This is a genomic window from Leptotrichia sp. OH3620_COT-345 (genome assembly GCF_003932895.1).
Taxonomy (GTDB): domain Bacteria; phylum Fusobacteriota; class Fusobacteriia; order Fusobacteriales; family Leptotrichiaceae; genus Pseudoleptotrichia.
Genome location: NZ_RQYW01000021.1, coordinates 1 through 21,160, shown reverse-complemented (window position 1 = coordinate 21,160; position 21,160 = coordinate 1). Strand labels below are relative to the sequence as shown.

At 28.6% G+C, this 21,160-nt stretch carries 20 protein-coding genes; 3 read left to right on the top strand and 17 right to left on the bottom strand.

Translation table 11 applies throughout. The features are described 5' to 3' along the window. Window positions 1–122: 122 nt before the first annotated feature. The 6 genes from EII29_RS10185 to EII29_RS10160 form a co-directional block, all read right to left on the bottom strand. Entirely contained in the window at window positions 123–545 is a 423-nt protein-coding gene (locus EII29_RS10185) for a Fur family transcriptional regulator (protein ID WP_125237428.1), read from the bottom strand. Between the two features lie 174 nt (window positions 546–719). Beyond that, complete coding sequence (locus tag EII29_RS10180; protein ID WP_125237427.1) at window positions 720–1,196, bottom strand: N-acetyltransferase; 477 nt, start codon at window positions 1,194–1,196, stop codon at window positions 720–722. A 27-nt stretch (window positions 1,197–1,223) separates the two neighbouring features. Further along, window positions 1,224–1,973: a tRNA pseudouridine(38-40) synthase TruA gene (gene truA, locus EII29_RS10175; protein ID WP_125237426.1), complete on the bottom strand. Its 750-nt coding sequence runs from the start codon at window positions 1,971–1,973 to the stop codon at window positions 1,224–1,226. A gap of 1,050 nt (window positions 1,974–3,023) precedes the next feature. Next, a complete protein-coding gene (locus tag EII29_RS10170) occupies window positions 3,024–4,076 on the bottom strand; it encodes an LLM class flavin-dependent oxidoreductase (protein WP_125237425.1) in 1,053 nt (350 codons plus the stop codon). A 40-nt stretch (window positions 4,077–4,116) separates the two neighbouring features. After that, window positions 4,117–4,692, bottom strand: a complete 576-nt coding sequence (locus EII29_RS10165) for an alpha/beta hydrolase (RefSeq protein ID WP_125237424.1) — start codon at window positions 4,690–4,692, stop codon at window positions 4,117–4,119. Window positions 4,693–4,715: 23 nt separating this feature from the next. Next, complete coding sequence (locus EII29_RS10160) at window positions 4,716–5,678, bottom strand: VOC family protein (RefSeq protein WP_125237423.1); 963 nt, start codon at window positions 5,676–5,678, stop codon at window positions 4,716–4,718. 134 nt (window positions 5,679–5,812) lie between these two features. Between EII29_RS10160 and EII29_RS10155 the strand changes: the two genes are divergently transcribed. After that, the gene (locus EII29_RS10155) at window positions 5,813–6,175 is read left to right on the top strand and encodes a helix-turn-helix domain-containing protein (RefSeq protein ID WP_125237422.1); all 363 of its coding nucleotides are present in this window, start codon (window positions 5,813–5,815) and stop codon (window positions 6,173–6,175) included. Between the two features lie 539 nt (window positions 6,176–6,714). Here the strand turns inward: EII29_RS10155 and EII29_RS10150 are convergent. The 3 genes from EII29_RS10150 to nifJ form a co-directional block, all read right to left on the bottom strand. Beyond that, window positions 6,715–7,353 carry a hypothetical protein gene (locus EII29_RS10150; protein WP_125237421.1) on the bottom strand — a complete coding sequence of 213 codons (639 nt, stop codon included), beginning with the start codon at window positions 7,351–7,353 and terminating at the stop codon, window positions 6,715–6,717. 17 nt (window positions 7,354–7,370) lie between these two features. Then, window positions 7,371–8,156 (bottom strand): hypothetical protein, encoded by a 786-nt coding sequence (locus EII29_RS10145; RefSeq protein ID WP_158612517.1) that lies wholly within the window; start codon window positions 8,154–8,156, stop codon window positions 7,371–7,373. A 707-nt stretch (window positions 8,157–8,863) separates the two neighbouring features. After that, window positions 8,864–12,403 (bottom strand): pyruvate:ferredoxin (flavodoxin) oxidoreductase, encoded by a 3,540-nt coding sequence (gene nifJ / locus EII29_RS10140; RefSeq protein WP_125237420.1) that lies wholly within the window; start codon window positions 12,401–12,403, stop codon window positions 8,864–8,866. Between the two features lie 442 nt (window positions 12,404–12,845). Between nifJ and EII29_RS10135 the strand changes: the two genes are divergently transcribed. Together EII29_RS10135 and recJ are read left to right on the top strand one after the other, a co-directional pair. After that, window positions 12,846–13,511: a DUF3298 domain-containing protein gene (locus EII29_RS10135; RefSeq protein ID WP_125237419.1), complete on the top strand. Its 666-nt coding sequence runs from the start codon at window positions 12,846–12,848 to the stop codon at window positions 13,509–13,511. Window positions 13,512–13,855: 344 nt separating this feature from the next. Further along, complete coding sequence (gene recJ / locus EII29_RS10130; protein ID WP_125237418.1) at window positions 13,856–16,555, top strand: single-stranded-DNA-specific exonuclease RecJ; 2,700 nt, start codon at window positions 13,856–13,858, stop codon at window positions 16,553–16,555. Between the two features lie 339 nt (window positions 16,556–16,894). On the opposite strand, the gene EII29_RS10125 is transcribed toward recJ, so the two are convergent. The 8 genes from EII29_RS10125 to EII29_RS11945 form a co-directional block, all read right to left on the bottom strand. Beyond that, on the bottom strand, window positions 16,895–17,464 hold the full coding sequence (locus EII29_RS10125; RefSeq protein ID WP_125237417.1) for an RNA 2'-phosphotransferase: 570 nt from the start codon (window positions 17,462–17,464) through the stop codon (window positions 16,895–16,897). Between the two features lie 840 nt (window positions 17,465–18,304). Then, window positions 18,305–18,502, bottom strand: coding sequence for a hypothetical protein (locus EII29_RS10120; RefSeq protein ID WP_125237416.1), 198 nt, complete (start codon window positions 18,500–18,502; stop codon window positions 18,305–18,307). A 16-nt stretch (window positions 18,503–18,518) separates the two neighbouring features. Next, window positions 18,519–18,725 (bottom strand): hypothetical protein, encoded by a 207-nt coding sequence (locus tag EII29_RS10115; protein ID WP_125237415.1) that lies wholly within the window; start codon window positions 18,723–18,725, stop codon window positions 18,519–18,521. Between the two features lie 393 nt (window positions 18,726–19,118). Then, window positions 19,119–19,577: a hypothetical protein gene (locus EII29_RS10110; protein ID WP_125237414.1), complete on the bottom strand. Its 459-nt coding sequence runs from the start codon at window positions 19,575–19,577 to the stop codon at window positions 19,119–19,121. Then, on the bottom strand, window positions 19,570–20,022 hold the full coding sequence (locus EII29_RS10105; protein WP_125237413.1) for a Panacea domain-containing protein: 453 nt from the start codon (window positions 20,020–20,022) through the stop codon (window positions 19,570–19,572). The genes EII29_RS10110 and EII29_RS10105 overlap by 8 nt, the downstream gene beginning before the upstream one ends. A 121-nt stretch (window positions 20,023–20,143) precedes the next feature. Further along, window positions 20,144–20,476 (bottom strand): hypothetical protein, encoded by a 333-nt coding sequence (locus EII29_RS10100; RefSeq protein ID WP_125237412.1) that lies wholly within the window; start codon window positions 20,474–20,476, stop codon window positions 20,144–20,146. Between the two features lie 5 nt (window positions 20,477–20,481). Continuing rightward, window positions 20,482–20,769 (bottom strand): hypothetical protein, encoded by a 288-nt coding sequence (locus EII29_RS10095; protein ID WP_158612516.1) that lies wholly within the window; start codon window positions 20,767–20,769, stop codon window positions 20,482–20,484. Between the two features lie 66 nt (window positions 20,770–20,835). Beyond that, entirely contained in the window at window positions 20,836–21,015 is a 180-nt protein-coding gene (locus EII29_RS11945) for a hypothetical protein (protein ID WP_148096413.1), read from the bottom strand. Window positions 21,016–21,160 lie beyond the last annotated feature (145 nt).

Genomic DNA, 21,160 nt, shown 5'->3' with positions numbered 1-21,160 from the left:
CAAGCAAGATCTTATTGGATAATCTAAACTTTAAACAGCATTTAATATAATCTTCAGTTTTTAATATTATAACTCAATTTGATTTTCTTATTATTAAACTTATAAATTTGACATCCGGTAATTTAATTTTTTCTTTTATCTCTTAGACATCTCACACATGTTCCCTTAAGATAAAAATGTGTTTCTTCAATTTCCACATGTCCCAGTTTCTGTAAATCCAGTTTGGATAAATCTATATCAAAATCGGTAATTTCACCACAAATTTTACATTTGAAATGTCCGTGAGTGCCTGTTATAACATCATATCTCACTTCATTTTCCTCTATTATTACTTCATGTACAATATGACTTTCAACAAAAATGTTTAAAGTGTTGTATACTGTAGTTTTGGATAAAGTAGGAATTTCAGTTGAAAGACTTTGAAATATATCATCAACTGTAGGATGACTGTGATGTTCCAACAGATATTGAAAAATTTTTATTCTTTGAATAGACGGTTTTATTCCGTTCTCTTTCAAATATTCTCCTACATTTTCTATGTACATTATCTCCTCCTTAAATAATTTCTCTCCCAAACTCTGAAAAACAATACAGAAATAAAATGTAATTATTCAGTAAAGCTCTCCCATTCAAATTTGTATTCATTATAATTTTATAACCCATCTTTTAACTTGTCAAATATTTTTTTTACTTTTATTATCAAAGTATTATTTTTTTCATTAAATTGAATATTTTTGATACCTCATTAGATATCTGGCTTCATTATCACCGTATTCATTCTGTAGATTCTCGACTATTTTAAATCCCATTTTTTTATATATTTTTATCGCCCGCTCATTATCGACGCTTACAGTTAACTCAATAATAAAAATATTATTACTCTCCAGATAGCTCACTACATATTCAAGAAGTTTTCTCGTATGTCCTTTTTTTTCATATTCGGGAACAGCTGAAACTCCATAAAGATAAGCTTTTTTCCCATCAAAACTTCTTAAAACTTCAATTATTGAAACAAGTCTTTCTCTTTCATTTTTTTTATGAAGCATTGCAAACACCTTTCCATATTTTGCAAATGGTTTTATATTCCAGTTTCCTACTGAAGCTTCTTCAAATACTATATTTTCATGTTCTACTATTTCAAAAAGAAGTTCCGAATCATTCATAGCATCCAATTCTCTGATATAAAAATCATTCATTAATTTTCTCCTTTTCCCTTTCATTCATTAATAATTAACTTTATATAAATAAAGACCTTCTGCAGGAGATAATATTTTTCTTTGCTCTACATTAGGATTTTCCAATTTTTGTTTTATATAATCTTCTTTCCCCCCCTTAAAATAAGCATCCAATGCAGTTCCTATCATTATTCTTACCATTGTTTTCAAAAAAGAACTGCCGGATATTTCTATATAATATTTTTTTTCCGTTATACTATATATACACTTTATCTCATAAATTTCCCTTACCGTATTTCTTAAAGCTCTATCTTTTTTCATAAAACTGCTAAAATCATGTTTACCTATAAAAGTATTTATTATTTTCCGGAAAATCTCCAATTTTATATCCTTTTTTATTTTTGCAACATAACTTGCTTCAAATGGAGTTATTTCTTCTTCTTTCTTCATTATATAAAGATAAGTTCTGCTTTTTGCATCAAACCTTGCACTAAATTCATCATTTACGGTTTCAACTGATAAAATTTTTACTTCTCCCGCCAAACTTTTATTAATCTGTTTTTTTATAATTTCAAGAGGAATTTTTTCATCAATAAAAAAATTAGAAACTTGTCCCATAGCATGGACTCCTTTATCTGTACGGCCCGCTGAAATCATATTTATTTTTTGGGAAAAATTTTTCAATACTATTCTTTCTATTTCTCCCTGAACCGTTTTTCCATTTTTCTGTCTTTGGAAACCTGAAAATTTACTCCCGTCATATTGATAAACAATTTTAATATTTCTTTTCTTACTCATTCGATTTCTTTCCTTTTAATTTTATTTTATCTTTTCACAGTATAGGTATACTTTAAATAAATATATTTTTTTGTTTTAAGTATTTATAAATCATTTAATATGAAATAATAAGCCTATTCTAAGTTTATTCGTTTAATATAATTATATAAAGTGATAAATTAACTTTTTTCTTCATAACTTCCTTAAGAAAAGACTTTGTCTGAACAGCAAGGTCTTTTTTTATTTCAGAAGCCTTTAAATGCTACTTAATTAAGAATATATCACATTATATTTTCTATTGGTGTATTTTATCATATTTTTTGGGAAAATTCACATAAATAACATAAAAGTTCATTATTTTGAAGTTCGGTTGGTTTACTACTGGTTTACCTAATTCAATATATTGTAGTTTAATAAATTCAATATATTGAACTCTAATAAAATAACTTGTGTTTTTTCAGTTTCCAAATTTACCGTAATTTTTTAATTTTTTTGAGGCTGTCAAAAATACTGAATGCTTCTTCCCAATATTCTCAAAAAGTAAAGTATGCTGTAACTATTTTCATCAGTAAGCCAATTTATTACTCAAAACTAATTTATCTCTTATATTTATTACCCATCGGATACAAATCGGGACTCTTCAGATCCTCAGTTTTTTTAAAAGCTCTTAAATTACTTTTATAAATCTCGTTTTTTGATAATCCTAAGTTATTCTTTTACTTCCCTGTCTACGATTATAAAACCGCTTAAAACAAATTTTAAAAGATAGATCTAATTAACAGAAAAGACTGATGATATCTCAACAGTCTTTTTACTTTATATACTCTGAAAAATTTATAGTCCAATTTTTCCTAAAAATAACATCTTACTGTTATTTTATCTACTAAGTTTTTTTGGTTTCTAAATATTTATATCCTCTATATTTTTATATTTTATAGAATTTAACATTTTTGTAATCTCAATATACTTTTAAATTATATTTTCAATAGAAAAAAAGAGGAATTTTCTTCAAATAAAATTAATATCCTTGATTTTGATATTATCTACTTGAAATAATTCCACTCTTTTTATTTATTTTGCTTTCTTACCGAAGTATTCTCTTACAATAGGGGCAACTTTTGTTCCGAAGAGTTCAATAGATTTCATAGTATCTTCATGAGGTATCGAACCTATAGGTACATGCAACATAAATCTGTCCAGTCCCAGATCTTCTATTACTTTAATCAGTTTCTGAGCAACATCATCAGGAGACCCCACAAACATTGCACCATTTGGTCCTACCGATTGCATATATCTATCTCTGCTGAGTTCTCTCCAATGAGCTCTTTCACGAGAGATCTGATCTGTAAGAACCTTTGTAGGATAAAAATATTTTTTTACTGCTTCTTCGGTCGTATCAGCTATAAATCCCCATGAGTGAGCTGCAACTTTAAGTTTTTCAGGATTATGCCCACTTTCTTCTCCAAATTTACGGTAAATATCTATTAACTGTTTGAATGCCAGAGGATTTCCTCCAATAATGGCATAAACAATAGGCAGTCCTTTTTCTGCAATTCTTAATGTTGATTCTATATGTCCACCTGTTGCAACCCAGATAGGAAAATCTTCCTGAACCGCTCTCGGATAGACTCCTTTTCCATCAACGTTCTGAGTAAATTTTCTGCTTTTCCAATTCAAAATTTCATTCTTTTTTATTTCAAGTATCATATCCATCTTTTCATTAAACAGTTCTTCATAATCTTTCAAATCATAACCGAATAAAGGAAATGATTCTGTAAATGATCCTCTTCCCAGCATAATTTCAGCACGGCCGTTTGATAAGGCATCAACTGTCGAAAAATTCTGATAAACTCTTACAGGATCATTTGACGATATGTTCGTTGTCGCACTGGATAAACGTATATTTTTAGTATTTACCGCTCCCGCCGCAAGGACAATTTCCGGAGCGGATACTGCAAAATCAGAACGATGATGTTCGCCTATCGCATAAATATCCAACCCTACTTTATCTGCAAGTTCTATTTCTTCTACCATGTTTCTAATACGTTCATCATGTGAAAGTACTTCTCCTGTTTTCTCCATAGGTGTTGTCTCTCCGAATGAACTTATTCCTAATTCTACCATAATATATCACTTCTTTCTTTTGTTTTTTTATTTTTATTAATTATTTAAATTTTTTTAATTTTTCAACTTCTTCATCACTTATTCCGTGCCCCCCATCAAGAAGTATAACTTGAAAATCTTTATACCCGATATTTTCAAATTCTTTTTTTAATTTCATAACATCTCCCGCAGGAGCTATAATATCACTTGCTCCTGTAGTTGCAATAATTTTATTTTTTAAAGGTTTTTCCTTAAAAATCCAACCTAAATTACTTGGATGCAGCAATATTGTTTTATTTGCAATGTCCGGACGTTCCTGTAAAAGTCCCAGTATAAAATTTGCTCCATTTGAATAACCTATAAATACTATTTCTTTTATTTCATCAAATTTAAAACTGTCCCATTTTTTAAAAAATTCATAACTCCTTCTTGTCACTTCATTTTTATCCATTTTTTTATTTACAAGAGGAGCAAAAAATCTTCTATTTTTTCCTATTCCTACATTTCCTAAAAAACTTAGTACACTTGCATAGGGATCCAGTTCTCCTGTTAGAAACAACAAGCTGTTTTCATTTCCCCCTGTTCCGTGAAACAGTACAAATAATCTTTCTGTTCCCTTTATAAACATGTATTCCATAATTATTTATTCTCCGTATTTTATTATTTTGAGAATTTAAAATTTACATTTCTTTCAATTTCTTCCCGTCTTTTTTCTAAAAATTCAGGTAAAAACAACGGAATTTCATGAAACTCTCTTCCCTGTTCGGGAAAAGTTTCCTTACCTTTACTAAGAGGTGTAGCGGTTTCAAATAAATTATAATTCGGCTCTCTGAAATAACTTGAAATAATAAATTCTCTATTTACAATCCCTGAACTCTGAACATTTTTTTCATTAAGTTTTTTCTGAAGTTCTTCCAAATCTTTCACATCTTCGACTCCAAATGCAATATGATGTATTCCTCCTGTACCTAAATACTGAAGTCTGGATTTTTTATCTTCAATAATATGAATTTCATGCTTGAAAGGATTATTTTCAAATTTAAACATCGAAACTTTATAATCATTCCACATTATTTCTCCATATTTTTTAAATCCATAGTTTTTTTCAATTATTTCCTGTGTCGGTTCAGTATATCTCACACGTAAATAGACATCTCCTATTCCTAAAATAGCATGTTCTTCAGGAATATCTTCAGCAACAAAAGGATCCATTTTACCTATTTCGGTATTTCTATACACAAAGCCCAGTTTTTGCCCATCTTCATCTTCAAATCTTAAAATTTTCTGACCATTATATGTCTCAACTCCGTAATGACATACATTAAAATCTGTAAGCCTATTTTCCCAAAAACGTATGGACGCTTCTGAACGTACTAAAAACATTGTCCTTTCAATAGAATTTGTTCCAAATGAAGTTTCCCTTGTTCCTTTCATTTCAAAAACTGTAAATTCAGTACCTGCTCTTCCCGTTTCATCTCCAAAAAATAAGTGATACATATTTGGATCATCCTGATTGACAGTTTTTAAAATTAACTTCAATCCTAATATATGATGATAAAAATAATATGCTCTTTCAGCATCACTTGACAGTACAGATATATGATGGAGCCCTGTATTTTTCATTATGATCACTCCTTTCTCATATTATTGTTTTTATTTACAAATGAATTATAGCATTATTAAATCACATATACAAGTAGGCACTAAAAAGTGCTATAATATAAAAAAGTATACAATTTGAAAAGAGAGGTTTTGAAATGTCTGAAAAATTAAATATTGAACCTGATTTGTGCCGAACTGATGACGGACTTGATACAATCACAGGAAAATGGAAATTACCTATCCTGTTACACATTATGAAAAATAAAACTATGCGTTTTTCAGATTTTATGAGGGCTATGCCTCAAATAACACAAAAAATGCTTACAAAAAATTTAAGGGAATTAGAAGATGATGATCTAATAAAACGTATTTCCTATCCTGTCATTCCACCTAAAGTGGAATATTCACTCACTGAACATGGAAAAGAATTGGAGCCTGTCATTGATTTATTACATCAATGGGGAATAAAACATAAACAATATATGCAGGATAAATGGAATAAAAACAATCATTTTTGAAAAAAAGTTTGACAAAAAACTTGGCAAAAAACATCTTTACCCTTTTTTGAAAAAAAGAGTAAGCCCAAAAAAATTTTTTACGCTTTTTTTGAAAAAAAAAGCTTGGCAAAAAACCTACCAACTCAAATTTTACATACTCAAAAATGCCCGTTCGCTATGAAAACAAAAAGGATGTTTTCATAACGCTCACTAACACATTTTCCACGTTGTAAAATTTGAACGTTGGGGGAAAAGCTAAAAAATATAAATAAAAAGGAAATTTACGAAATAACGGAACAGATTAACAAAAAAAGGAGAAACCGAAACATAACCGATGCGATTTTCATTTAAAAAGGAAAAATTATATTTTCATTATTTGAAAATATTAATTTATGATTCCATGTAAAAAAAATTGTAATAAATTCATTATTTAAACGAGGTTTAGCATAAAACTTGAGTAATTTTATTTTCCTTACAAATAATAGAAAAAAAGGCTGACGCCTCTTTTAAAATTTATCAAATAATCCATTATACCTTTTTAAAAAACTATTTTACCTTTTCTAATTAAATTTACTTATGTTATTATTTTTATTTCTTTCTCTTTGTTCTTGTTCTTTTTTTCTCATCTTTTCAATCTGTTTAACTCCCCAAATTGTTGTTCCCATTAAAATTATTATAAAAATTGTAGCCCAAATCCAATATCCTACTAAATATTTTCTGCTCCAATTTTCTTTAAAAATATTTTTAATAACACTTATAAAAATAGCTGAAAAACTGTTATCAGGATATTGCACATGTAAAGATTCAGTTAAATTTAATACCTCGGATAAATAAATAGATAAGTAAGTAGCAATCAATGATAATATAGCTCCAAAATAAGATATATCTCCAAATTGTCTGTTGGAAAATTTACTAAATCTACTTTTCTTTATTTTTTCTAAACCATTTCCATCAATATTCCAACTATCCTGATTATCTCTTTTCTTTTTGTCGGATTTTTTGCCCAAATAGTTTGCTCCTATTCCTGCAAGCAATGGAAAAGCAACTGCTATTATAGGAGCATATATTGTGCTTTCCTTGTTTTGCGCTAATATATAAAGAATAAATGTTGTAACTATAAAAGATAGAAAAACTCCCGAAAATGTCAGTAATTTATGTTTATCTTTTTTTTCTAATGTCATATATTTTGGTGCATCCAAACAAAACCATCTCCTTATTAATTTTTTCTAAAAGTATTAATAATAGCTTCTAAAAGATTAGTTCTATGTATTAAAGCATTTCCACCTAAAACTAAAATAGGGCTTCCATCTTTTTCTTGAACTGTTATTGAACCTAAACTTACAAATATTTTATATTTATCCCATTCATAAGTTTCATCATCAAAAGTTATACTTTCTCTTGTAACTTTTATTTTTAAAGCGTTTTCCAATTTTTTAGGTATATACTTTTTAGAACCCCAAGCTATTAATCTCTTCTTAGGATCATTGAATAAAAATTCTATTGTTTCATTATTTTCAAGTTTTCCCATAGCCTTTGGAAAATTTACATTTATATAATCTTGTTGAAATAAGTCAAAAGAATGTCTGGCATAATTTATAGCCGGGATAGCTTTCCAATTTCCTTCATTATCAGTATATCTTATTGCCATAAATGAGTTTACTCTATTGTATGCAGGTATAAAGAAATAATCCATTTTTTCATAATAAATTTTTGTATTCTTTTTTCCAACTTGAAAACCATCATCATAATAATAAATTTTAGGATATAATTTAAAAATAAGATAAGGTAATCCATAAGCAAAAAATATCATAACAATTTCAGCTATAATTACAAATATTACATAGCTTGAACCCGAGGCTGCATAACCTCTATCAAAATCTTTAATAAAAAACTTTGTTATTGAAAACAAAAAGAAAGAAAATAATAGCAAAAAAGCTAGCATAAAAAACTTTGCTATAAATTTCATTCCTACTACTTTCTTTGGTTTTCCATAATTTTTCATTTTATCACTCCTAACTTAGATTTTATAATTTTTTTATATTATATCATAATAATAATTTTTTTTTATTTTTTATAAATTCTATGTGAGACTTATACTAAACTTTTTTAAGGATAGATAAAATCTACTCTCAAAGAATTATACTTTTTACTAATTCATCTATAAATAAATTTATAGTATCACAAATTATCAACTACAGTATTTAGTATCTTAAATATTTTATACTATTTTCCATTTAAGCTGGAGAGATTTTAAAAGTTTGGAATTACATACTGTTTAACTGGGAGTTGAAACTTCTTATCCTTAATATAGTTTGCATTTTTTAACTGTTTAGTATAAAACGAACTTTTTTGAGATCAAAAACTACTAACATAGTTTATTTTCCGTGAGGGATCATCACCGTCCTCATACCCGCTTCCAAACCTTTTTATAAAAAGTTTAACAAAAAAACTGCCAACTCAAATTATTTCTTACTCAAAAATACTTCGTTCACTAAAAAATTACAAACTCGCTTCGCTCAAACAGTGATTTTTCTTAATGTTCATTCTCATATTTTTTTGTGAAATAATTTGAATGTTGGAATTTTTATTTGTAATCCAAGTACATATTTCCATTATTAAAATTTATAAAAAATAAATTTGTTTTTCCTAAAATAAAAAAGTATGAGTTTTTATGTTCTCATACTTTTTTATCTATTTTCTATACTTTATTTATACTTCTAATGAATAATCCATTGCCGCAAGTCTCTTATAATAACTCCAAGTATCCTTGGCATTTTTTAGATTCATTTCAAATAACGACTTTGCATGTTCCGGAAATTCTGAAAGAAGTGTTGTATACCTTCTTTCCCTTTTTAGGAATTCTTCATATTTATCCCATGCAGGATCTTTTGAATCCAATTGTAACGGGTTTTTACCTTTTTCCGCAAGTCTCGGATCAAATCTCAATATCGGCCAATATCCTACTTCAGTAGCCAATTTTTCTTCTGTTTGAGATTTTCCGAGTCCTTCTTTCAGCCCATGAGCAATGCATGGCGAATATGCAATTATAATTGACGGTCCCGGATAAGCTTCAGCTTCTCTTATAGCTTTTAAAGCCTGATTCTGATTTGCTCCCATTGAAATTCTTGCCACATATATATTTCCGTATGTCATGGATATTGCTGCAAGATCTTTTTTCTTCACAGGTTTTCCTGATGATGCAAATTTTGCAACCGAACCTGCCGGTGATGCTTTTGAAGCCTGACCTCCCGTATTTGAATAAACTTCGGTATCAAGTACAAGGACATTTACATCATCTCCTGAGGCAAGCACATGGTCAAGACCTCCATAACCTATATCATATGCCCAACCGTCTCCTCCAAACATCCATATAGATTTTTTGACTAAATACTGTTTCAGCTCAAGAAGTTCTTTTGCTGTTTTTCCTGTTTCCTTTTCCAGTAACGGAACTATTTTATCTCGTAATTCCGTTGTCTTTTCTCCATCCGATATGCTTTCTCTCCATTCAGCAAATAAATCGGCTAATTCAGGGGATACTTCATCTTGACATTCTATCATCATTTTCGCCATTCTCTGTCTGATTGTATGGACAGCTTGAAACATTCCATATCCATATTCCGCATTGTCTTCAAATAATGAAGATGCCCATGCCGGTCCTTCCCCACAGGAATTTTTCGTATAAGGAGTCGACGGTGCAGACCCTCCATAAATCGACGAACATCCTGTAGCATTGGCAATCATCATTCTTTCTCCGAATAATTGAGTTACAAGTTTAATATAAGGAGTTTCTCCACATCCCGCACATGCTCCTGAAAACTCAAATAAAGGTTTTGCAAACTGTGAGCCTTTTACCGTTCCTCTTCCCATTATATGATCTTTGTAAGTTACGTTATCAAAAAGATATTCCGCATTTTCGACTTCATTACGCTCTATCTGAGAATCTATAGGTTTCATTATTATAGCTTTACCTTTAGGTGCAGGACACACATTTACACATGAGCCGCAACCGGTACAATCTAAAGGTGATACCTGTATTCTAAATTGTAAATTATCAAATCCTTTTCCTATAGCTTTTATAGTATCCATTCCTTCAGGTGCTGCCGCCATTTCTTTTTCATCAATTAAAAACGGTCTTATTACTGCATGAGGACACACATAAGCACATTGGTTACACTGTATACACATATCAGGTTGCCATTCAGGAACTTCTACTGCAATACCCCTTTTTTCAAAATTAGTTGTTCCATTTTCAAATGTTCCGTCTTCATATCCTATAAATGAAGAAACAGGTAAATCATTCCCCTTAATAGCATTTATCGGATCTGCTATTTTTTTTACGAATTCAGGTTTGTGTGCATCTATAATATCCTCATTTACTTCAAGATTTACCCATGAAGGATCTACAAAAATTTCTTCAAGTCCTTCAGTTCCTTTATCTACTGCAGCCCAGTTTTTCTCAACTATATCTTTTCCTTTTGTTCCATATGTTTTTTCAGCGTATTCCTTCATATACTTCTTCGCTTCCTCATAAGGAATTACTTGAGTCAGATAAAAGAAAGCAGACTGCATAATTGTATTTGTTCTGTTTCCAAGTCCTACTTCCTGAGCAAGTTTTGTAGCATTTATAATGAAAAATCTCGCTTTTTTCTTTGCAAGTTCTCTTTTTATTTCATTAGGTATTGTTTCTACCACTTTTTCCTTTTCCCAAATTGTGTTCAGAAGGAAAATTCCTCCTTCTCTCAATCCTGATATCATATCGTATTTACCCATATATGCAGGTACAGAACAAGCTACAAAGCTTGGTTTTGTTACTAAATAAGTAGATCTTATAGGTTCCTTGCTGAATCTTAAATGAGATCTTGTTACTCCCCCTGATTTTTTAGAGTCATATGCAAAATACCCCTGTGCATATAAATCCGTTTTATCTCCTATAATTTTGATCGAGTTTTTATTTGCCCCAACAGTTCCGTCAGATCCTAATCCGAAAAACAAACATGCTTTGACATCTTTATTACCTGCAAAGATTTCTTCTTCAAGAGGAAGTGACGTGAATGTTACATCATCTACTATACCTATAGTAAACTGGTCTTTAGGCTCAGGCTGTGCCAAATTTTTATAAACAGCTAAAATCTGTTCAGGAGTTGTATCTTTTGAAGACAATCCATATCTTCCACCTATTATAACCGGTGGATTTTCCATTCCGTAATATAATGTTCTTACGTCCATATACAAAGGTTCTCCCAATGCTCCCGGTTCTTTTGTCCTGTCAAGAACGGCAATTTTCTTAACTGTCTTAGGCATTGCTTCAAAAAAGTATTTTTTTGAAAACGGTCTGTATAAATGCACAGTCAGAAGTCCTACTTTTATACCTTTTTCAGCAAGGAAATCTACTGTCTCCCTTATAGTTTCATTTACTGACCCCATTGCTATGATTACTCTTTCCGCATCTTCAGCTCCGTAATATACAAAAGGTGCGTAATACCTTCCTGTTTCTTTCGTAATTTCTTTCATATAATCATTAACTATATCAGGTACAGCTTCATAAAATTTATTCTGAACTTCTCTTGCTTGAAAATAGATGTCATCATTTTGTGCAGTACCTCTTGTTACAGGGCTTTCAGGATTTATCGCCCTTTTTCTGAATTCCTGTACTGCTTCCTTATCCAGAAGTCTGTCATATACTTCATAGTCCATTACTTCAATTTTATTAATTTCATGTGATGTTCTGAAACCGTCAAAAAAATGCAACATCGGAATTCTTGATTTAATTGCGGATAAATGTGCCACTCCTGCAAGATCCATTACTTCCTGCACTGAACTTGTAGCCATCATTGCCCAGCCTGTCATACGTGCAGCATAAATATCCTGATGATCTCCAAAAATTGATAATGCCTGTGCCGATAGTGATCTTGCCGATACATGCATTACTCCCGGGAGAAGCTCTCCCGCAATTTTGTACATATTAGGTATTTTGAGCAATAATCCCTGAGAGGCTGTAAATGTAGTCGTCAAAGCTCCTGCCTGTAACGAGCCGTGAACTGTCCCTGCCGCTCCGGCTTCGGACTGCATTTCAACCACTTTCACAGGAGTTCCCAGTAAATTAGTTTTTCCATAGGCAGCCCATTGATCAGTATATTCAGCCATGTTTGATGATGGAGTAATCGGGTAAATCCCGGCTACTTCGGTAAAGGCATATGCCGCATGTGCCGCTGCTTGGTTACCGTCCATTGTCTTCATTACTTTAGCCATTGTTCCTCCTAAAAAAAATTTATCTAATAGTGTTTGTGAAATCAAAATATTAATGTTTTCTCAATTTAATGATACAATCAAAATATGCTCTAGTCAAGTATTTAATTAGCTTAGAATCTATTTTTTATTACTTTGATAATTATATATTTTGTCTGTCAAACTATCATTTTTTACTGTTTTTTTAAAACTTTGTTTTATTTTTTGTACATTTATACTAAAAATACTTTGGATTATAAAATATATTCAGTCGTTTATAACATCCGTTTTAATATATTAAATTTATAATTTTAAAAATATATATATAAAACATATATAATAAAACTTATTTCAGATAATCTTTCTTTTAATTGAAAATGTTATTTGATTATTTAGTAATTTTAGTATATAATAATTTATATAAATGTGTATTTAACTAAATAAAATATTATGAGGTGATTTATAAATGAAAAAATTCGGAATAATTTTAATGGCTCTAATCCTTGCCACATTATCATTTGGTGCAAGAAAAGAGAAAGTGGACACTACATTTACATTTCAAAATTATTTGCCCACAGCTCCTGATGTTGTCAAAGAAATAGCAAGAAGTAAAAATCTTGATGGTTCTGTTATTGCTTATCCTGTATTTACAGGAAATACTAAAATCGTGGCAAATATGAACAAAGCCGTGAATAAACTTGTAAATTCCTTTAAAGGAAATAAAGATAAGACTTACAAAGTTGAATATAAAGTGGTAGGAAGTAACGATCGTTTTGTAAGTGTACTGTTTACAGTAGAAAAAAATGATAAAAAATACAATTCCGTTACAAAATTAAACGAAGCTTTGACATTTAACGTAAAAAACGGAAAAGAAATGGGACTTAAAGATATATTTGTCCAAGGATATGAAAATGCTTTAAATTCAGCTATTAATGACAAAATAAGACAGTTCGGATTAACTGTAAACGAATCAGGAAAAGAAAAATTTAAAGGAGTACATAAAGGTCAAAAATTCTATATGGAAGATGACTCTATTGTTTTGTTTTACAATCCCGGTGAAGGTCTTGACTTTGCCGATGGACAATTGTTCATCCCTTTTATAACAAGAGACCTGATTGGAATTATTAAATAAAAATATTTGATAAAAAATACATAGACTGCTTTAAAATGTAGTATAACATTTCAAAGCGGTTTTTATTTTGAACTGTTTTCTATTACCGTTCTCAATTTTCTTGGTATTCAAAATTTTTCCAAAAAATATAAAATTATGTCAAACAGAAAAATTATTATTTTAGTATTTTAAACTTCCTATTTTCAAATATAATAAATATTTTTGAAGATTTAAATTTTTTGTAACGGGTAACAGAAATATGAAGTTGATAACCGATTTTAAAAATTAAAATAAAATTAACAAAAATAGTTTCAATTACATTCATAATATGTTAAAATAAATATACAAATTTTAAGGAGTTAAATATGAGAAATACTAAATGGGTTATAAAAAACACCCTAAAAGAGAAAGATATTAAAATAAATGATATCTCTGTCGATAAAGATATTCTTAAAATCTTATTTTCACGAGGAATAAAATCTGATAAAGATATTAAAAGATTTCTTAATCCTAAGCTTGACAATATTAGAAATCCCTATGATTTATGTGATATGGAAAAAACTGTCACTGAAATAGAAAAAGCAATTAAAGAGAAAAAAAATATATGGATATACGGTGATTATGATGTAGACGGTATTACTTCAACTTCGATTTTGTATTTGGCATTAAAAGAACTGAATGCTGAAAATATAAATTATTATATTCCCATCCGTGATGAAGGCTACGGACTTAATAACGAGGCATTAAAAAAAATAAAAGACTCCGGTGGAGAACTCCTTATTACTGTAGATTGTGGGATTACAGCTCATTCTGAAGTCGAATATGCAAATTCTATCGGACTTCCCGTTATAATAACGGATCACCATAATCTGCACGGAAATAAAATTCCCAATGCTCTTGCTGTTATTAACCCTAAAAGAAAAGACAATAAATTTCCTTTTGAGTTTCTTGCAGGCGTAGGTACTATTTTTATGGTTATTTTAGCTCTTTTTGAAAAAAACGGTTTAAAAGAAAAGGCTTATAAATTTCTTGATCTTGTAGCTATAGGAACTGTTGCAGATATCGTTCCTCTCCTTGAAGAAAATCGGATATTAACCAAATTCGGATTGGAGAAACTTCCCTTTTCCGAAAATAAAGGATTGAGCTTCCTCTTATACAAGCTGTTCAACAACAATCCAAATAATTCGGATACTCCAAAATCGGAGTATTCCACTTATGATGTAGGATTTATCATTGCACCGGTATTTAATGCCGCAGGACGTCTAAAAGATGCTAAAATGGTTGTTAAACTTTTAATTTCAGATAATAGCAGAGAAATCGAAATTATCGTAAAGGAACTGATCAACAAAAATTACGAAAGAAAAGAACTTCAAAATAAAATTATTGACATGATTGAAAAAAATATAGAAAAAAATAATATTGATAAAGATTTTGTCATCATTGACCATTCTCCCGAATATCATCACGGTGTTATAGGTATTGCTGCGGCAAAAATAGTAGATATTTATTATAAACCCGTTATTATTATGGAAGTGAAAGAAGATGAGAGAATCGCCATCGGATCATGTAGGAGCATTGAAAATTTCAATATTTTGGAAGCTCTCCAGTCTATGGCGGAACTGTTTATAAAATTTGGAGGGCATGCAGGAGCTGCAGGGTTTACAATTCCTATTAAAAACATAAACCTGTTCAGAAAAAAAATTAATGACTATGCAAAAAAAGTTCTCAAGGAAGAAGATTTTGTAAAAATAATAAATATTGATAAACAAATTCCCATACAGAAAATGTCTTATGAATTTTTTCAGATTATTGAATTGCTGAAACCTTTCGGTTTTGGAAATCCGAGCCCTACATTCCAGACAAAGAACGTTCTTCTAGAGAATATTAAATTTATCGGAGAAACTAAGAATCATCTTATGTTTGATCTAAAACAGAAAGGATTTTCAAATAAAAATGCCGTCTGGTTCGGAGCAGGGGAGTATTTCAAAGATTTAAGTCAAAATCTTTTTTATGATATCGTATATAAACTGAAAGTTGAACCTTTTCAAGATAGATATTATACTAAAGTTTATATTGACGACATTAAAATATCAAGTTTAAAAGATGATACTTTATCTTATTATCATTCTTTATACAATACTTCATTCCCTTTGAAATCAGTATTTTATACAAATATTGATTTGGAAAAAGATATATTTTTAACTGTCAAAGTGGAATTTGATCAAATTTCCCTTTTTCAAGGTAGAAAATTTGTTGGAAGGCTTGATTATAATGTTTCAAATTTACTCATTCTTTTAAATAAATATTACAATTATAATTTTATAGTCAAAATCGAAAATATAAAAAAAACTATGACTCATAATATAATAGATATATTGATTAAAAGAGACTATACATTTGAATGTTATGAATACACTGAAATGAGTATTTTTAGAAAAATAAAAGAATTTTTAATAGGAAACATGGAATATGACAGTTACACTAAACATCTACTTTCATTATTTTTTAAACAAAATTATAATTTAATACTCCTAAATAATGGGGACTTTAAAAATATTCTAAATAATTTTCTACTTACTTTAGGTATTTATTATATGAAACAGACGGGAAAGAAAAGCAGAATAATTACAAAAGATATTAAAAATTTTCCATATAACGGACTTCAGTTAAAATTATATTTTGATATAACCTCAAAATATGAATATAAAGTAAATTCTGATTATCCTTTCACTTTCTTTTATAATTCAGATGAAAATTTTGAAAAATATCTTGATAATCTTGAAAAAAAATCTGACAGTGAAAGATTCTGTATCTTCTCAAATAATATTTTAAAGAAAAATTTGAATGATAAATTAAAAAATTATTTTAATACTGAAATAATAGATATTAATATTCAAATACCTGAAAATATAGTATTTTTAGACACTGTAAAAAAATCTGAATTCAAAGATTTGAAAAATATTTATGTAGAATACCTTCCTTTAGAAGAAAAAATAAATTTAAAAGAATTGTTTCAAAAAGGGGAGATAATTCACTCAGATAAATCAATAGTTGAAATATTATAAATAGGTCTTCAAAATCCGTCAAAAATTATAGAATGTCTTAATAAATTAAAAATGATTTTATAATATGTTTTTATCATACATTAGTATTTTAAAAACAGTAAAATATGTAAACTATCAATCCAATGTATTTTTTAATTTATAAGACATTTTTTTTATTTAATCACAGCTTTTTCACTTAATTATAATGTTATGTTTACTATTTAAAATTATTTTAATAATCTAACTGTTCGATATATTTCTTTAATTTGGAAAATTTCTTCTACAAACTGTTATTTTTTCAACTTATAAAATATTTTATAGAATATGAAAGAATTATCTCATATTTAATTTATCCTGAACTTAATCAGAGAATTCCAAATATTCTATTTCTATATTTTCTGTCAACCATACTTTATTTTTAGAAAGATAAAACCTTTTTCCGGCTTTATACATTTTATCTGCCAAAATTACTATTATTGAGGGATTTTCATGTCTTTTCCCCACATTATAGGCGGTTTCCATCTTTTCTGAAAGATATACATACTGCCTTCTCCTCTTTTTCAAACCTTCTTTTTTTATAGATGCTGTATATTTTTCAGCTATTCCATGATACAGTATCTTAGGATGTTTTACAGGTTTCAGTTCCAATTTCACCTTTAAACTGTGACCTTGACATGCCCTTATTTTAGTATAATTTTCATCAAACTCATATCTTTTTTTACCATCTGTTTTTACTATTCTCTCCAACATTTTAAAATCAATTTTCTGATTTTCCGTTTTATTTATTCCTTCTATTAATTCTTTAACATCAGCCCAACCGTATTTATCAAGTTTTATTTTTACTTTATCCGGTGAATGCCTTAATATAAGACTTATAAACTTACTTAATTTTTTTAACTCTTTCTGTTCTTTTTTATTTTTTTCTTTCATTCTATTTTCTCCTTTTTATTTTTTCATGAATAAACAACATACACTGTAAATTTTCTCATACATCTTTAAATTATCGAAAAATAATAATATTTGTTATACTTAATAAAGTATAACATTAAATGCAATACTTTTAAAAATTCTTAAAAATTAATTTTATGTAATAATTTTTTAAATGATATTGCCCGGTTCAAGCACTTTTCTGGACTTTGAATTTATTAACGTTACAGTTTTTATTACACTTTCTGCTTCTATTTTTGATACATCGGGCTCCTTGGGACAAAATTCTCTCAAAAAATTGTTACAGTTTTTGTTAAAGCTTCTCTATCGATAATTTGTGTTCAGGTGGTCACTCTCTGTAAAACTTATTTTCTATCAATTCTTTCAGGTCAAGAAACATTTTAGAATTTCTTCTCTTAATTAATGACTTTAGTACTAACATCTGATGGAGTGCTTTCAGAACAGTATACACCATTAATTTTTTATCCTACGATAAACAATAAAATACATAACGATTGTTATTTCATACAGATATTAAATCAAAAAAAATATATCTTTGATTATATCGATATCATTAAGCCAACTTTAAGCCAACGAGGCTTCAAAATATTGAAGTTTTATGTTATTTATTTGAATTTTCGGTAAAAATAAATCATCCCGACATCAACATAAAAATACTCTAAACCCCTTAAAATCTATAAATGCAAAAAAGCCGACGCTGTGGATACGCCGACTTATTTGCTTTTTGGAGAGAAAATCAACTAAGTTAATTAAACCTAATAAAATCAATATATTTAATATGTTGATATACCTATTGTATACCTACGTTTAAGAATATTAGCTTTATCGTTCTAATTCTGATTTCTTACGGAATTTCGATTTAATACTTTTTTTATTTTCTTCCTTATCTTTATTTTTTTCTTTTTCAACAAAAGATTTTGCCGCTCCTAATAAACTAAACTTCTCTACAAAACTATTATTTTTAAAAACTTTAAATTCTCCATTTTCTTCAATAATATCATATATATCTTCAATTTCCATATTTCCAACCTTCTTTCTATTTTATCAATTCTTTTAATCCTTTTATTATTTTTTCAGATGTAGTTCCTTTTCCTATTTCCTTTAATAATTTTTTTATTTCTTCTCGCTCTTCTACAGTTGTTCTGAAAGACATATTTACATCTTTTACTTTTTCGACATCAGGTCTTGTATGCCAAGTTATTTTTCTTCCTTTCTTCGCTCCTCTATTTTCCTTTTTTTGCATTTTCCCTCCCGGTTGACTTTTCTGATTTATTATGATATTATAATGTTGAAATATGTTCACGGTATCGCCCCAAATTATACAAATGGGGCTTTTTTTATTTCTTTTTGATTACCAATACCAATATAATTATTGATAATATTAAATTTATATATCCTATCATCTCTATCACTCTCCTCATTATTTTTTTGTAGAGAGGGGCTTTCGCCCCTTGCAAACTTATTTTTTTCTGCTTTTCCAAAAATCGTAGATTATTATTAAGTTTACAATTAACTGAATAATCTCTAAAATGTTCACGGTATTCACCTCCTCTCTACACTGATAGTATACTATATATTTTATATTTTGTCAATACTTTTTATAAAATATTTTTTCAAATAAAAAACACCTCTACTATTACTTGAGGTGTTTTTGAGTATATTCTAGTATTCTATCTTCATTATCCGAAAACATATATTTATGGCTTATAGTAATTAAAGCTATTATTTGTGTTACAAATATAGAAAGATACCAGTAAATTATTAAACTGTCAAATTTGTAAGAAAAGATGATTTCAGTTATTATTTTTGATGAAATCAGCAATATTAAACATACAAATTGTCCTACTAAAAACCAAAAGAAAGAACGTATCATTTTACCTTGTATTCTCATTTTTTCATCTTTTTTAATTTTCCATTGATTTAAAATGGTTTCTTGTATTGTTTCACTTTCAGGAATTTCATTTTTTTTAATATTATTATTATCTTTCTTTGAAACCGGTATATCTTCTAACTCTTCTTCTTCTTTTCCTAATTTTTCCAATCTTTCTCTAATTTTCTTTATTCTATTTACATTATCTTCAATTTCATTAAACATAAGATTCCTCTTCTCTTATGTTTTCATCTTTTAAAATAAAAGTATTGTCATTGATAGCTCTCTCCCAAGCTCCATGTTCTTGATGAGTAAATCTTGATAACTCTACTCCAGAGTATCCAGCGTACTCATGCCATACTTCATTAAAAACATTAAAAAAATCACTTCCTGGAACCATTTTGACCTTTGTAATACTATTATCTGCATCTAATGCAAAATTTTTTATAGCTCCTGATTTATATCCTTTAAATTCACTATATACATTTGGTAATACAGGTCCATATTGCCAAGCTTCAAATCTTTCAGAAAAAAGAGCTCTACCAGTTCTTCTTAAATATTCTTTGTATAAAATATAAATTAACTTCTGCATCTTCATTGGAGAAATTGAAATATTTTCAGCAAAAGCTCTTTCAAGAAAATTATTAGCTATATTCAGTGCTGTTATCATAAAAATCTCTCCTTTCGCTTTAAGTTTAATTAATTATACCATATATTTTGAGAAAATTCCTTAGAAGTCAAGACTTTTTACAAAAGATTTTATATTTTTTTAAAAAAGTAGGAATTTAATCCTACCTATTTTCTGACATTTTTTTATTACAATAAAATAATATTGCTAAAGATATAATCGTCATTATAACTGTAATCAACAAATTTTCGATTATCATCGTATTTCTTAATTCTGCTATTGTTTGACTTGATACGGTCGATTTTTTACCAATTTCAGTAACATTACGTACAAATTGATAATCTCTTATTTTTATCAGTAACACCGATTCTGTTAAATAAAATATTATTATTCTAACTATCGTTTTTAAAGCATAATTAGTTTTTTCACTCTTCTGTGTATTTTTATGCACTTTTCCAGGTAATAAAATATCTCTTAAAGTTCTTCTTTCCGTCATATTTATCACTTATCCTTTTTGGGAGGACTTCCCAGATATCTTTCAATTAAACGATCAACTAATCCTGGTATTTTATCTTCGAGTATTTCAACTATCAACTCTACGAAATACCCAATGAAAAGTATAATAATCATTGTAATTATATCCAATTTCAATACTCCTTTTGATAAAATCATAAGAAGTATATAAATAGCCAAAGATAAAGCACCGTTTAAAGCCCTTACAGCCATAGGATTTATTTTAAGTTGATTATTTACTCGGTATAATAAATTTCCAAGAGTACCTAATAACACCCCATAAAGTATTAAAATTATTTGTCTTGTTGTTTCCTGATTAAACATTGATGTAAAACTCCTTTCTTATTCTAAATAATAAATAAATCCAGCTCTCGCTAATAATTCTCTGTCTCCCTTAAAATTATCCCTATAACTTATATCTGCATATACATTACTTCTGCTGTAGTCCCTTTTATAGTCTATAATATTAAAGTTCAAAGAACCTTTTTTCAGTAGCGGAAATTTTTCCGCTTTCCGCTCCAACTTTTCTATTATTCCGTCGGAGCTTTTGCTAAACCCTCTGCTTTATCCTCATTCAGAGCCCTTTCAATTCCATCCGCTATTTTTTTTGGATCAAGCATTTTAGCTATCATAGGTCTTTGTTTTTCAGGAAAAACTTTTAGTACTA

Bases quoted from the DNA above. Each gene is read 5' to 3' on its own strand.
- EII29_RS10105 (WP_125237413.1), bottom strand. From the start codon at position 20,022: ATGATAACAGCACTGAATATAGCTAATAATTTTCTTGAAAGAGCTTTT.
- EII29_RS10180 (WP_125237427.1), bottom strand. From the start codon at position 1,196: ATGAATGATTTTTATATCAGAGAATTGGATGCTATGAATGATTCGGAA.
- truA (WP_125237426.1), bottom strand. From the start codon at position 1,973: ATGAGTAAGAAAAGAAATATTAAAATTGTTTATCAATATGACGGGAGT.
- EII29_RS10145 (WP_158612517.1), bottom strand. From the start codon at position 8,156: ATGAAAAATTATGGAAAACCAAAGAAAGTAGTAGGAATGAAATTTATA.
- EII29_RS10110 (WP_125237414.1), bottom strand. From the start codon at position 19,577: ATGTTTAATGAAATTGAAGATAATGTAAATAGAATAAAGAAAATTAGA.
- EII29_RS10170 (WP_125237425.1), bottom strand. From the start codon at position 4,076: ATGGTAGAATTAGGAATAAGTTCATTCGGAGAGACAACACCTATGGAG.
- EII29_RS10115 (WP_125237415.1), bottom strand. From the start codon at position 18,725: ATGCAAAAAAAGGAAAATAGAGGAGCGAAGAAAGGAAGAAAAATAACT.
- EII29_RS10100 (WP_125237412.1), bottom strand. From the start codon at position 20,476: ATGACGGAAAGAAGAACTTTAAGAGATATTTTATTACCTGGAAAAGTG.
- EII29_RS10165 (WP_125237424.1), bottom strand. From the start codon at position 4,692: ATGGAATACATGTTTATAAAGGGAACAGAAAGATTATTTGTACTGTTT.
- EII29_RS10135 (WP_125237419.1), top strand. From the start codon at position 12,846: ATGAAAAAATTCGGAATAATTTTAATGGCTCTAATCCTTGCCACATTA.
- nifJ (WP_125237420.1), bottom strand. From the start codon at position 12,403: ATGGCTAAAGTAATGAAGACAATGGACGGTAACCAAGCAGCGGCACAT.
- EII29_RS10185 (WP_125237428.1), bottom strand. From the start codon at position 545: ATGTACATAGAAAATGTAGGAGAATATTTGAAAGAGAACGGAATAAAA.
- EII29_RS10155 (WP_125237422.1), top strand. From the start codon at position 5,813: ATGTCTGAAAAATTAAATATTGAACCTGATTTGTGCCGAACTGATGAC.
- EII29_RS10160 (WP_125237423.1), bottom strand. From the start codon at position 5,678: ATGAAAAATACAGGGCTCCATCATATATCTGTACTGTCAAGTGATGCT.
- EII29_RS10125 (WP_125237417.1), bottom strand. From the start codon at position 17,464: ATGAAAGAAAAAAATAAAAAAGAACAGAAAGAGTTAAAAAAATTAAGT.
- EII29_RS10120 (WP_125237416.1), bottom strand. From the start codon at position 18,502: ATGGAAATTGAAGATATATATGATATTATTGAAGAAAATGGAGAATTT.
- recJ (WP_125237418.1), top strand. From the start codon at position 13,856: ATGAGAAATACTAAATGGGTTATAAAAAACACCCTAAAAGAGAAAGAT.